General features: G+C 41.1%; 12 protein-coding genes. 11 read left to right on the forward strand and 1 reads right to left on the reverse strand.

Features of this window, described 5'->3' with window-relative positions; all coding sequences use genetic code 11:
• The first annotated feature begins 51 nt into the window (after window positions 1–51).
• The 10 genes from cas3 (ACQY1X_RS21155) (at window position 52) to cas5d (ending at window position 10,298) form a co-directional block, all read left to right on the forward strand.
• Window positions 52–2,217 carry a type I-D CRISPR-associated helicase Cas3' gene (gene cas3, locus ACQY1X_RS21155; RefSeq protein ID WP_430015114.1) on the forward strand — a complete coding sequence of 722 codons (2,166 nt, stop codon included), beginning with the start codon at window positions 52–54 and terminating at the stop codon, window positions 2,215–2,217.
• Between the two features lie 46 nt (window positions 2,218–2,263).
• Window positions 2,264–2,506, forward strand: coding sequence for a hypothetical protein (locus ACQY1X_RS21160; RefSeq protein ID WP_002742893.1), 243 nt, complete (start codon window positions 2,264–2,266; stop codon window positions 2,504–2,506).
• Between the two features lie 345 nt (window positions 2,507–2,851).
• The gene (locus ACQY1X_RS21165) at window positions 2,852–3,199 is read left to right on the forward strand and encodes a hypothetical protein (protein ID WP_002742891.1); all 348 of its coding nucleotides are present in this window, start codon (window positions 2,852–2,854) and stop codon (window positions 3,197–3,199) included.
• 162 nt (window positions 3,200–3,361) lie between these two features.
• The gene (gene mntA / locus ACQY1X_RS21170) at window positions 3,362–3,781 is read left to right on the forward strand and encodes a type VII toxin-antitoxin system MntA family adenylyltransferase antitoxin (protein ID WP_194016404.1); all 420 of its coding nucleotides are present in this window, start codon (window positions 3,362–3,364) and stop codon (window positions 3,779–3,781) included.
• Between the two features lie 41 nt (window positions 3,782–3,822).
• Entirely contained in the window at window positions 3,823–4,221 is a 399-nt protein-coding gene (gene hepT / locus ACQY1X_RS21175) for a type VII toxin-antitoxin system HepT family RNase toxin (RefSeq protein WP_002791882.1), read from the forward strand.
• Window positions 4,214–4,672, forward strand: a complete 459-nt coding sequence (gene mntA / locus ACQY1X_RS21180) for a type VII toxin-antitoxin system MntA family adenylyltransferase antitoxin (protein WP_430015115.1) — start codon at window positions 4,214–4,216, stop codon at window positions 4,670–4,672. The genes hepT (ACQY1X_RS21175) and mntA (ACQY1X_RS21180) overlap by 8 nt, the downstream gene beginning before the upstream one ends.
• A 3-nt stretch (window positions 4,673–4,675) precedes the next feature.
• Window positions 4,676–5,110 carry a type VII toxin-antitoxin system HepT family RNase toxin gene (gene hepT / locus ACQY1X_RS21185; protein WP_430015116.1) on the forward strand — a complete coding sequence of 145 codons (435 nt, stop codon included), beginning with the start codon at window positions 4,676–4,678 and terminating at the stop codon, window positions 5,108–5,110.
• A complete protein-coding gene (gene cas10d, locus ACQY1X_RS21190; protein WP_430015117.1) occupies window positions 5,103–8,567 on the forward strand; it encodes a type I-D CRISPR-associated protein Cas10d/Csc3 in 3,465 nt (1,154 codons plus the stop codon). The genes hepT (ACQY1X_RS21185) and cas10d overlap by 8 nt, the downstream gene beginning before the upstream one ends.
• A gap of 17 nt (window positions 8,568–8,584) precedes the next feature.
• The gene (cas7d, locus tag ACQY1X_RS21195; RefSeq protein ID WP_430015118.1) at window positions 8,585–9,586 is read left to right on the forward strand and encodes a type I-D CRISPR-associated protein Cas7/Csc2; all 1,002 of its coding nucleotides are present in this window, start codon (window positions 8,585–8,587) and stop codon (window positions 9,584–9,586) included.
• Window positions 9,587–9,623: 37 nt separating this feature from the next.
• Window positions 9,624–10,298, forward strand: coding sequence for a type I-D CRISPR-associated protein Cas5/Csc1 (cas5d, locus tag ACQY1X_RS21200; protein WP_012266047.1), 675 nt, complete (start codon window positions 9,624–9,626; stop codon window positions 10,296–10,298).
• 105 nt (window positions 10,299–10,403) lie between these two features.
• On the opposite strand, the gene ACQY1X_RS21205 is transcribed toward cas5d, so the two are convergent.
• Window positions 10,404–11,255, reverse strand: a complete 852-nt coding sequence (locus ACQY1X_RS21205; RefSeq protein ID WP_430015119.1) for a helix-turn-helix transcriptional regulator — start codon at window positions 11,253–11,255, stop codon at window positions 10,404–10,406.
• A 554-nt stretch (window positions 11,256–11,809) separates the two neighbouring features.
• Here ACQY1X_RS21205 and cas3 (ACQY1X_RS21210) point away from each other — a divergent pair.
• Entirely contained in the window at window positions 11,810–13,816 is a 2,007-nt protein-coding gene (gene cas3, locus ACQY1X_RS21210; protein ID WP_430015120.1) for a type I-D CRISPR-associated helicase Cas3', read from the forward strand.
• Window positions 13,817–13,820: the final 4 nt, after the last annotated feature.

Below are 13,820 nucleotides of genomic sequence, written 5' to 3' on the forward strand. Positions count from 1 at the left end.
CTATTATCGTGGTTATTATGGAAGATAGCAAGGATTTACGGACAGAAATTCATGGTAAATTATCAAGTAAAGCTCAGGCCAGTCTATTCCTGTCCCGCAGACGAGATACCAGACGGGATCAAGGTTCCGCAAGGATGGCGGTTATCGTGGCATCAGGTGGAGACGTGGAAAGCACTCAACGATCCCGATATCGATGTGATTTTCAATACGGCCATGACGGGGGACGGGAAAAGTCTAGCGGCCTACCTGCGAACTTTGCAAGGATATTTCCCGATTATGGGACTCTACCCAACCAACGAACTAGCGCGGGATCAGCGGGGTCAGATCGAGGCATATATTCAACGATTTCAACCAACGGATCAACCCCGGGTCAATCTTTTAACCGGGCCCGAGTTGGAATTGTACGCCGAACGGGATGGGAAAACGAAAGCGATCGCTCTAGAGACTCGATCGAAACAGTCGGAAATTCTCTTAACTAACCCCGATATTTTCCATTATCTGCATCGGGGGGCCTATTTAACCCCCTACGATAACCCCGATCAGCTATGGAACCGGATCGATAAACATTTCGATCTCTTCCTATTCGATGAATTTCACGTTTTCGGCACGCCACAGGTCGCCAGCATAATCAATACCATGCTTCTAATCCGACGGGCCAATCGTGGGAAACGATACCTGTTTTTGTCCGCAACTCCCGACGAGAGTTTACTAAAACGATTGGATAAAGCGGGGTTTCGCTATCGATCGATCGACCCGGTAAGAGAAGGAAAATACCGGTTTCCCGATACCCCAGAAGAGGCCAATTCCCTCGCTCAACAGGGATGGCGACAAGTAACCTCGGAAATCGAGCTATCTTTTATTCCTTTACCGTCGAGTTTTCAAACTTCGGAAAATTGGTTGAAGGAAAATAAAGAGCGAATTTTAGACTATTTTAAGCGATACCCCGGCAGCAAGGGCGCGATTATTCTCAATTCGATCGCTTCGGTTAAACGTCTGCTGCCGATTTTCCGAGAATTATTGGCGACTATCGGTTTAACAGTGGGGGAAAATACGGGTCTTTCGGGAACGCGGGAGAAGTTGGCATCGTTAAATCGTGATCTGGTGATCGGAACGAGTACCATCGATGTGGGGGTGGACTTCAAGATTAATTTTCTCATTTTCGAGTCGTCGGATGCGGGAAATTTTATTCAACGTTTCGGCCGTTTAGGCCGTCACAGCGGCTACGATCGAAAGGGAACGGCGGTAAAATTTGCTAACTTCACAGCGATCGCTCTGGTTCCGAAATTTTTCCTAGAACGGTTATTCGAGAAGAAAGACGCACCGTTACAAGTCGGGGAACGGTATGACCGAATTCAGCTACAGGAGGCCATCAAGAGTAACTACCGTCATATCAATAATTTCGAGGGTTATTACCAACGTTGGGGAGCGGTACAATCATTTCAACTCTGGTGGAATTTAGGGAGTCCGAAGATCAAATCCCAATACGGGGAAAGTCGCCAGAAGTTTCAACAGGAATGCGAGGAGGTTTTCGATACCAGTTTAAAACGGGTCGCCGGTCGGGTGAAAGGATGGGCCGACGAATGGAAGGAGTTATCGGGGAAAAACGGTAATCCGATTTTCGAGGATGCGTCTAGTTTTCGCGGGTCAAGTCCGTTACTATGCGGGTTATACGATTCGACGGAACCGGAGGAATGCGATCGCTTTAAAACCTACGATTTACCCAGTATTCTCGGTAATCTAGAGGTGGAGGTGTGGAGAAAAGGCGAGTTTAAGCGCCAGATCGAGGCCACGAAAACACCGATCGCGCGCAGACGTTTCGATTATTGTCTCGCGTTTCTGAATTTAAAGGGATATCGAGAGGAAAGGTTAAACTGGCGCTTTACCTACGACGGCGATTTAGGCGAGATCGCCTCCGCGTGGAAAGTACAGGTTTTGACGGGAATCGGTGTTTGGCAACCAGATAATCCTTGGCTCGATCGAATTAGTCGGGAGTTACGGGATCAGGCTCTGGTTAGCTTCGTTCTTGCCTATCCCGTCGCTGCAGTTCGCCAACGCTTACAATTACCGATGCACTTTGGTATCTATCCGATTAGTGACGAGAGTAGTATTCATTCTCCCCTGTCTCCCTATTCTATAGCGATCGGTCAATCGGCTTTGTTGTTGGATACTCTCGCTCATCGGTTCAAAGGTCAAGGGGGTGAGGTGTGGATCTGTTGATGCCGTTTGAGGTCACTAAACAACACTTATCAGAAGATCGATAACCATGAATAATCCTAATGCTCGTTCGCACGAGGAACCGCTAGACTCGCTCATAATATATAAAAAACGAACGGATATTAGTAATCTCGACCCGGAAGAACGAGATTATCTTGAATCTTACGAACGCGGGGAATGGATTTCCGATTTGACCCCCGAACGAGTTAAGGAATTGCAGGCCTACGCACGAGTGACATTGGAGGAACGAGAAAAAGAAAGGGAAAGTAAAAAAGAGATTATCGATCCCTAATAGGGATTTTGCCCTTTATTTGAAAAAAAACGGAAAAAAGGGTTCATTGAAAAGCTTGCATACGGCTTTTTCAATCCCTAAAAGGGGTTTTTCTAAATTTTCCAGTTTTTTATTCTGTCCTAACTACCCATATCATGTTATATCATAGATATGTGGTCAACTCCCAAGTTATGGATTATTTCTCCCCGATCCTCGCTCCCCTATGCCTTGTAAACAGAATTTAGTATTATGGAGGAGAGAAGAGAATGTTTTAGTTAGCCGAATGCATCCGTTTATACCTTTATCATGATCCCTATTTTACCATTGAGATAGAATAAACCAATAAACCAAACCACTTAAAAATCTATGAACCTGCCTAAATCCCAAGAGCTTACTCTCATCTTTCTCGATCACCCTTTCGAGTACACCCTGAATCATCCGCTCATGGAGGCATTAAACAATGAAAGCAAGCAAACAATTGTACTGGTAATTGGTCAGCAGCAAGAAAAACAAGCCCTTGCTATAGAAATAATCAAAAATTGTTGCGGGACTGACAAAACATCAGAGGAGCTTATCGATATTAAAAATAGACTTGAGGAACTTGAAAACAAATTCGAGGGAATTGAACCTATAGCTCACGAATATCGATATAACAAGGCTCACAACCAGTTTTTAGAAGAACAACTCTCTTTTTACACACCTTCTGAAGATTAGCCATCAAACAAGAGATGAGGGAGTCAAAGTGTACGGACACTTTTTCTGGGATTTAGTTGCTCTTTGCTTCCTCCGCGTTTGATAATAGACATAGACAGACGCTAGGGACATCGATCGATATATCCATCGGATTCTTGCCATTTTTTTTGATAGGGGCTAAATATGAATAGGCTAGTAGAAAAAATTACGGCTATTGTCGAAAAACTACCGAATTTAAAACTATTAATTCTCTTCGGTTCTAGAGCGCGTGGAGAGCATAAACCTGATAGCGATTGGGATTTCGCTGTTTTATACGAGGAAAGAAGTGATCGCAAGGATATTTCGAGTCTGTTGAAAATTTATACACTACTCGAACAAGCTTTAGAGATTCCCGAGGACAAAATTGATGTGATTGATTTAAAAGAATGTTCGCCGATCCTCGCTCATTATGTCGCGCGGGATGGTCAACTTCTATACGAACGGGAAACGGGAATATTCGAGGGATTTAAAGAAAAATTTCTCATGAATCCTGAAGAATCGAAAGCGTTATACCGTCAATTACGGAATAATCTAGAGATTTCTCTACGAGAAAAAGGAGTGTAAATGCTATTCAACCTCTGATTGCGATAGACGAATTAAACATCATGAATCAATACCTCGCCGAACTTAGCGAGTACGGTTCGATCACCTTAGAGGATTATCGTACATTAAGAGAACGTCAATTAGCCATAGAAAGGTTAATTCAGCTTATCGTTCAAACTGGCATCGATATCAATTACCAGATTTTAAAATGTTTAGATATCGAGTCTCCGAATAATGCTCGCGACGCATTATTTCAAATCGTAGAACTGGGAATCTTAGAAGAACACCTAGCCGTTCAACTGGCCGAGTCTATTAAATTAAGAAACTTACTCGTACACCTATACAAGAAAATTGATCCCGATATCGTTCATTCCTCGATCGCTAATATTTTACGAGATTATCCCCGCTACCAACGCTCGATCGTTCAATATCTAGATTCCTTGGAGGCAGAAAATGGTTAAAAATACGAAAGAATTGAAAATTATCAATACAATCAATAGAATAACCACGACTGTGGAAAAACTACCGAATTTAAAACTATTAATTCTCTTCGGTTCTAGAGCGCGTGGAGAGCATAGACCTGATAGCGATTGGGATTTGGCAATTTCACACGATGAAACAAACAGACAAACACATATTAAGGAAATCAGTAATGATTACTTAACTTCTCTCTCTATCTTGAGTGAATTGTTTGAGATAAACCGTGATTTGATCGATCTAATTGAACTCGATCGCTGTTCTCCATTAATGAAGTATCAAGTCGCACGAGATGGAAAACTTATCTATGAAAAAAATACGGGAGACTTTTTAAAATTTCGTGTACGCGCTTGGAAAGAGTACGCCGATACCGCTAAATTCCGAAAGATTCAAAAAGACAGTATCGATCTTTGGCTCAAACAATGGGGAGTTTAAACGATGGAAAGGGAGATAGTCACCGTTAGAATTCGTTTGATGATCAAATATCTTAATCGATTACGGGGGTTCGAGAGCGTTACTCTATCAGAGTATTTGGACAATTTTGACTATCAACTTATGGTTGAGAGATTGATAGAATTATTGGTAGAGTCATCTTCCGATATTAATAGCTATCTTCTTTTACAATTACATAACGTAACTCCCGCTACCTATTACGATTCTTTTATAGAAGCTGGTAAAAATGGTTTAACTACCAGAGAACTAGCCGGGGAGTTGGCGAAATCATCAGGAATGCGAAATCGTTTAGTGCATCAATACGAGGCGATCAATAATGAACTTGTTTTTAAGGCGATTCCGATCGCTTTATCTCAATTTCCGCTTTATCTCAAACAAATTACCGACTATTTAGACTCTCTAGAGGTGAAAGATGCCTAAAAAACAAAAAAAATTAGAGGAAACGGGACAGTTAAATCTATTCGATAACACTACAGAAATTGACGATGAAGATCTGGATTTTGAGTTCGAGGATATTGATTTAGAATCTCTTGTTTCCGAAGATTTGGGGATTACTGAATCAGTAAGCGATCGCCGAGTCGAAACTGTTCGCCAACTGCTAACCCTAAAACTCCTACGGGAGGCGATTCGAGCCGAAAACCCCGACGATCGAGTTATGGCAGATTTTGCCGAAATGGTATTACCCAATTTACTCCGATTAGCGATCGGGGTAACGGCAAAAGGAGGAAATTTTATTGAGGCAGTTGATCGCGGTCGTGAATTGAGAAACAAACCTAAAGCTAAACGGGATAACGCTGGTGATCAATCTCTAAATACTCATTTACTTAATGGGTTATTTCCTGCCAATCTCATCGAGAAACGCTTACAAAAGCTTAATACTACGGTGCGGCAGATAATTAAAGAGTTCGAAAGAAGATTGGCCATAGCAGGATTTCTTGTTCATGATTTCGAGAAATTCTCTTACGATCGCTTCCCGTCCATGTCAGAGAGATATATACAAGTTCAGCGAGATTTCATTCAAGATCCGTTTAAAAATCAAGACCCTCGTAAATTATCTAGGGAAGAACATCGGGAGATTCTACAGGTACTAATTCCCGAATTGGGATTAGATCGTTTCTTATTTCCAGATAATCCCGAACGATGGTTAGAATATCTTGATGATCTACTATATATTGCCAAAAACACCCAACGCCGTAATGACACCGACCTTAACACTTCTGAGGATGGGTTAAATGTTCGTTTAAACGATCGCGTTATAGAGAGTCTATGCGATCTTGCCTGTCTAGCCGATCGCCTCGCATCCATTATTAAACACCCCCACGATGCGGAAAAAGCCTCGTTACAAGACCTTTTATACAGCCTCAGCGATGGGGAACTAAAATTCACTTACCACAGCATCGCCGAAAACCGCGGGGTACTGACGAACGTACTTAATAACGCGGTGATGGAAGCACATCAAGAACTAGACTATCAGCCTTTACTTTACTTGCCTACGGGAGTTATCTATATCGCCCCCAAAAACGCGCCAGAAGTGTCCCTAGAAACCTTACCGAATCGAGTGGTGGACACGATTAAATCCCTCTGTAGCGGTGAATTACAGCGTAAACAAACGGGATTCGGCCGAGATGGCAAGGGGATGAAATACGCAGATTACTACAGCCAATTTTTCGACGATGCCGGGTTAATGCGCGCTGCCCTCAACGCCACCCTTCGCATCCTCGGTGATAATAAAGCGTCCGTGGCCGGAAGTCGCGGCGAAAACCTGATTAAATTTCAACAACAGGGCGTTTTACCGACGGATTACGATTTTCATTGTGAAGATGATATCCGCATCGATCGCCTAGCGGAATTCGGGGACGTGGTGACGCGGAAAATCTGGGGCGATCGCCTGGAAAAAATCGAACAGGCGCGAAAATTGCAGAAAAACTTACCCGCACCGCCGGATTTAGATTTAATTAGCGAGATCGCGCATTATTGGAATCTAGAAAATTATCTGCCACAAATCCGAGCGATCAAGCGTATTAATGAATCGTTAAAAGAACTCAAACTGAAAGGCAATACGGGAGGGGTTCCCTACGAATGGTATTATCTAGCGGCGCAATACCTGAAACAGCATCCCGGAATCGAGGATATTAGACCCGTTGCAGAAGATTTAATCGCTTTTCTCGCCGCAAAAATCGCCGCCATAGTTGCGGGATATAACTTACCCGATGGTTGGGAGGATTTGCGAGAGTGGGTTAATCAAGTGGTGCAGTTACCCGGTCGGGAATTGGCCCACTCGATCGAAACCTTCCAGAAAGAATTAAACCACTACAACGCCGCTAAAAAACAAGGTCGCGGCCGTCAACTTCTCTGTTCGATCTCCCATTCTCCCTATAGTGTCAGCGAACAGATGGAATCGGCGGTTCTTTTTACTCCCCAAGTCTATACTAATAAACAAATGCTGGCAGGCTCGAACGCCAAACGAAACATTTCCAGTATCGCGGGAACGGAAATGATGTTGCGTCAGATTCTTATGAATCAAACCCAAGCGGTAGGAAAACGTTTCGAGGAGGGCAAATATCGCTATCTGTACTTTTACCCCACCTATTATTTTACTCCCGAAACCAATAGTTTTTTACAAAAAGCCTACGCTAACATCGCTCAAACTCGTTTTGATAGCTCGATAAAGTTGCACTTTGTCGATAAGGATCTAGTCGCTAACTTCGATCGAACCCGTTATCAGAGTGTCGATAGTTTCCTGATCGATGAAAAATTAAGGCAGAAAAAGGAAACAATTAACGAGGAGGAAGATGGCAAAAAAGACCGCACTTTTAAACTATCCTATCCCGAAGATAAACCCCTAACCTTTTATTTTATGGCCCTACCTCCGGGCCGCGATCCCACCGATACGGAATCATGGATCATGCCGGCATGGTTAGGATTAGCTTTCCCGATGATTCTAGATGTCAAAACGGTGGTTTCTGAGTCTCCTATTCCTCCCTATCGCGACGGTGCGGAATTTGAAGAGACGGTATTTCTCGACAGTGCGCCCCAAGCGATCCGGTCTTTAACTCGACGCGATCGATTCCGTCTCGATCGAGTCTTGAACCCATGGCAAGATAATGACGGAAAAAAATATTCCGCCCCCTTAAATACCCTAACCGCAGCCTATTCTATTCATTTAGACGTAAACTCGAAGCAGGGTAAGACGGGTTATGACCCCAATTGGGGCAAATTAACGGAACTCGCTATCAATTTAGAAACCAGTCCTCTCTATGTTTTTCATTACCTTAAACAGTGGAAACGGGGCAAAGATGCCGATATACCGAGCGCTAATCGAATCGCTCTGTATCTCTACGATTTTTATCCTTGTTTCGATCCTTACGTTACAGAAGTTCACCGTTCTAATTTCACAATTAATATGGAAGAGCAATCCCCGTTAAATCACCCGAAAAAATTAACCGAATTGTATCGTCAATTCTATCGAGCTAATAAACGATATAACCCGAAAGCGAACGCAGTTTTAAAACCGATCGATGTGGCTGCAGATACGATTCTCAAAGGAGGAATGTATCAGGGAGAAGCCCTAGTTTCTGTAGTAGCGGCGGAAGTGGCCAGCTTAATGAATCGGGTTCATGCTTCTACAGCAGAAGGTCGCTGGATTCTATCCGATCGAGAACAGGAAAGACAGAAAATATTGTCTTTTGCTCGTTATTTTGTGATCGATGTGTTCGAGGGTTCTTTTAAGGGCGATCGAGCGCGTCTAGCCGGCAGACAATTAAACCTTATTCGCGATACCTGCGAATTTCTTTACCGTCTCGAACAGGACAGAGAAAATCAAGAGTTAAAAGTCCAGGGTCAAACTGTGGATGAAGATTCTGAAAACAATAATTAATTCAAGGAGTACCTACCATGTCTTTACTGAAAACCCTCAATTCTAAATTCTTTCATAGCGAGATTCCCTACAAACCGATGGGAAAATACGTTCACTTTTTGACGATTCGAGTCACAGAATCTTATCCTTTATTTCAAACAGATGGAGAGCTAAATAAAGCTCGTGTTCGTGCGGGAATTGATAGCAAAAAAACGATTAGTCGTTTATCGATGTTTAAACGGAAGCAATCAACTCCAGAACGTTTAGTCGGTCGAGAATTACTCAGAAACTACAAATTAATTACCGCCGAAGAATGTGAGTACAATGTAAAATTTGCCATGAATAACCCCGACTGTATTATTTATGGTTTTGCCATCGGTGATTCTGGTTCAGAAAAATCGAAAGTAGTAGTAGATACGGCTTTTTCGATCACACCCTTTGATGAATCCCATGAAAGTTTTACTTTAAACGCTCCCTACGAGAACGGTACCATGGCATCAAAGGGAGAAAATGACACAAAAGTAGGAGAAGTGACTAGCCGAATTAACCAGCAGGATCACATCCGTCCGCAGGTGTTTTTCCCTAGTATTGTCACTTTAAAAGATCCGACAGAAGCGGGTTTTCTCTATGTTTTTAATAACATCCTGCGTACCCGTCACTACGGCGCACAAACCACCCGGACGGGACGGGTAAGAAATGAGCTTATCGGTGTTATTTTTGCTGATGGGGAAATTGTTAGTAATTTGCGCTGGACACAGGCAATATATGATCGCCTTCCCGATGAAGTATTACACTCGATCGATCCCTTAGACGAGGATTTAGTTATGGAAAAAGCCACCGAGGCAATACAAGCATTAATGGCGGAAGAATTTATCGTTCATACCGATTTTATCGGGGAAAATTTTCAACCTTTATTAACTGAGGTGAAAACTCTCACGGCTACGGAAGCAGGAATTTTATCGGTTCTAGATCAAGCAAATAAGGAGTCAAAAAAATACTTTAAACAATATATCGAGAAAAAGAAAGCCGAGAAAAAATAGCTAATTTCGTCGGGTGGGTGTCGCCCACCCTATCATTATGGTACATATTTATTCCTGTCAATTAGAACTGCACGATAGTCTTTATTACGCAACCCGTGAAATCGGCAGACTCTACGAAAGCGAACCCGTAATTCATAATTACGCGCTCTGTTATGCTTTGGGATTGGTAAATAGCGATAGTTATCGTTACTTCTGTTCCGAACAGATTCCCCAGTACCAAGAACATTTAAATCCTCTTAACGAAGAGAAAATTTATGTCACTCCCGCACGGGCGATCGTTCATACGGCGGTTCTCAATACTTGGAAATATGCCAATAATAACTATCATGTGGAGATGGAAAAAACCCAGAAAAATATTCCTAGTTTTGGCAGGGCTAAAGAAATCGCTCCCGAAAGTGTTTTTGAATGTTTTATCATTTCCCATCACCCCCTACAACTTCCTAAATGGATTCGTTTGGGAAAATGGATGAGTAAAGCGGAAGTAAAACTGACAGAACTTTCCCTATCAAAACAAAAAGAGGATTTATTTATCTATCCCTATCCTTTAAATCCTCTCGATGTTATGTTTACCCATCAGGTGATTGGCTACGACGTGATTAATATGCCTCCCGTTAGTTTAATCCGTAATGTAAGAATGCGCGGGGAATATTACCAAATAAGCGATCGCCCCGATCTCAAAATTCCCGCTCGATTGTCCTATCGCTTCGGTTGAAAATTGACCATGACTCTTATCTCTTCTAAACCCCTCACTTTACCGGAATTTTTCTCACTAACCGCTCCCGAGGGCGATATTACCGTCGCATCGCACACCTTACTCCTATTCGTACTGTTGACGAGATTTAAATAAAATTTGTTTGATCCGGTTGCGTAATGGCTCTGGTGTAAGTACAATACAGCGATCTCCGTAGGGTAAAATCTCCCGAATTAACCAAAAAGGACTAGAGACTTTACGGGTTATAATCCTTTTTCCGTTTACCTCTCGGTCGTCGATATCCCTTGTGTTCCTTTCATAGGCCTTCACGAGGTCTTTTTCTAATTGTAATTGTACTTCTATAAAATCGAGACTGTCTCGCCATTGTTCTTCGATCGGGATCAGGCTTTGAATACGAGAGAATTTAAGACAGCGATTGTGAACAAGCTCGGGAAAGTCTCGCTGATCTTCTTCTGGCAGATCGACCGTTTCCTCACACCAGATCTCTAGATAGAATTCTTTTTCCCGAAACATGATCTCGGCAGAGCGAACGGTAAATTCTAGGGTCTGTCCCTGAGAATTTTTGTACATTACCCGAAAAGCTTGCCGGTCATGGATATAGCGCTCCACCGTGAGCCGCCAATCGCGATCGTACTGACTCACCTGTTCGGAAATCTCCCGACGCTCTTGAGGGGAGAGATTTCCTCTCTCTAAAAGAAAATTAGAAAGAGTCTGGGCCGGTTCGATGTTACCCGATCGCACCAGACGGTCGATCGCTTCCTTAATCGCTTCGACCCGCTTTGCCGAGAGGGTAAAAGGTTCACCGATCTCCAGTTCTCCTTCGGCGATGGCGGCGATTAGACCTGACGGACTAGGACTTTTCCCCCAAAAGATGTTAAAGCGTCGGGCGATCGCCTCTAGCTTCTCCTTCGTGCCGGGAGGAATTGACAGTGTAATTGTTTCTTTTTTGCGGTTCACCTTGAAAATATACTTGTAGTTTCAGAATATTTGTGCTACAATACCTATATTGTAATGATAAATGAGGACAAAGGACTATGAGCAAAGGATAGTTGAGAAGGATAAGGAAGTGATCGGGGTTATTGCTGATTCCGCTATTCGTTTTAGGAAATCTCGAATCGGGGATGAGTTGACCGTTATGTTTTGCGATGGGTCGGTCAAAGTAAACAAAATTTAATCAAGCCTAAAGCTGATTAAAGGAGGAAAGTGGGATTATCAAGCTATCCCTATTAGGGAATTCCTTAAAAAAGACTATTTACAGTCTTGATTGCGATATTTTTTCAATTCCTTAGAGGCTTTTATCGCTGGACTATCATTTTAGCGGACAGTCGGCTGCTGATCAACCTCTCGATCTGTAAATTTCTTTCTTTATTACAATATTAACTTTTTAAAGTGATATGCTATAAACAAATGAGTGATAACTTATCCAATAGTTTACTAAGATTGATGTCTGATGGACGCTGGCATCAAGAGCCAATAACTCGTTAGGTGATGAGATTATCTTGAGGTGACTAATGAAAATCAAACTCTTATCAACGTGGTCAGAACTGTTAAAGGAAACCGATCCTATTGCTAAAATTAAATTAGCCATTCACCAAAAAAAAGTCTGGGACGCTGTTTGTAATCCTGGTATTGAAATTATATTCGATACTGCCTTAACTGGAGATGGTAAAACATTAGCAGCACTTTTACCAGCGTTTTATGAATCTCAAAATTTAGGAAAGGGATTATTTGCTTATCCTACAAATGAACTCATTAGAGATCAGGCTAAACAAGTTGAAAAATGGAGTCAATACTTAAATTTAGCAATTGAATCCCATCAATTAAATAGCCAAACTTTAGCAGAATTCATTAAAAATGAGGGAATTAGCAAAATTGAAACTTTACGCACAATTGCTAACGACGCAGATTTAGTATTAACTAATCCTGATATTTTTACTTTAATTCATCGTTTTTTCTATAATCAATATCGAGGTAATATTGCTCATTTATCACAAACTTGGTTTATTTACTTTCGTTATGTCGTATTTGATGAATTTCATATTTTTAACTCAGCGCAAGTTACGAACGTATTAGATAGCATTGCTTTCAATCGTGCTAATGCCACTCAAAAATATCCTGTTAAGTTTCTCTTTCTTTCAGCTACTCCTGATAAATTAATTCAGGAAGCTTTAGAAAAAGCAGGTATTTCTATTAAAGTTATTAAGGGAAATTATCAACATGGTTTAAAAGATAGTAAAACTCATCGTTGTATTTTGCGTGATGTAGAATTAGAATTAGTTGCTTGTCAACAAACTAGCGGAGGTGCTGAAAACTGGATTAATGACAATTTAGAAACAATAAATCAGTTTTTTCGAGATTATCCGACATCAAAAGGTTTATTAATTGTTAATAGTGTATTTGCCGCAAAACGAATTGTTAAAAGCTTAAAAAACAATTATAGTTGTAAGTTTACTATTGGTGAGAATACAGGATTAACCAGTTTAGAAATTCGGAAAGATTCTGAAAGTAAACAGCTAATTATTGCCACATCTACGGTAGATGTAGGAGTAGATTTCGAGATTAATTTTTTGGTTTATGAATCTTTAGATTCGGGTACATTTATTCAGAGATTAGGACGTTTAGGAAGACATGAAGGCTTCCCTATTTATAAAGCAATCGCCTTAGTTCCTGATTGGGTAAAAGAAAAATTTGCTGAAATTTATGCAAATAACTCAGAAATTGATCGAGAGAGTTTTTTTGACGTAGTTAGAAATAATATCTATCAAAAACCTCAAGAATTTGATAGATATTTAAGCCGTTGGGGTAAAATACTTTCAACAGTCCGTTATGCAAGATTAACTACTCAAAAAGAGCAATATCAAACCCTATTAGAACGCTATGGGAATGAAGCATCAAATATTATTGGAGAAACTCCTAAATGGTGCAAATTAAATGAATTAAAAGAACACCCTAGCATTATTCAAGATTTAGAAACTTTTAGAGGTACGGGACAATTAGATTTATGGGTTTATGAACCAGAGACTAACGCTATTACTAATACGAGTCTAATTCGGTTATTATCCGGGACTGAATTTAAACTTGTTTCTGGATCAGAAGCAAAAAAAATTAGTGATAAATTTCAACAACCTTTTTACAAAAATAGTTTAAATTTATATGCTATAATTAGTAATTATTTAGATAGTTACAAAAAAGTAGAATTACAATTTACTTACGACTTTGACAAGCAAAAAATTAATCAAGCACAACAAAGAGTAGGTTTTAGGATTCAAGCACCTCATCCTGAGATTAGAAAAATCAATGAACAGCTTGAATATTTAAAATTAACTACTTGCGTCGCTGATCCGACTAGGTATGATATTCCTAAGTTAAAACGACTTTATAAACTTCCTGCTCTTTTTGAATTATATCCTATTAAAGATAGTCGTGGTGCGATTCATAGTGTAGCATTTGGTCAGGATGCTTTACTCTTGGATTCTCTATTATACTGGCAAAAAACAAACACAACAATGATTTGTTAAGGAG

Origin of the sequence: Microcystis protocystis FBCC-A270, assembly GCF_050500235.1 — a bacterium.
In the GTDB taxonomy this organism is placed as follows: domain Bacteria; phylum Cyanobacteriota; class Cyanobacteriia; order Cyanobacteriales; family Microcystaceae; genus Microcystis; species Microcystis ichthyoblabe_A.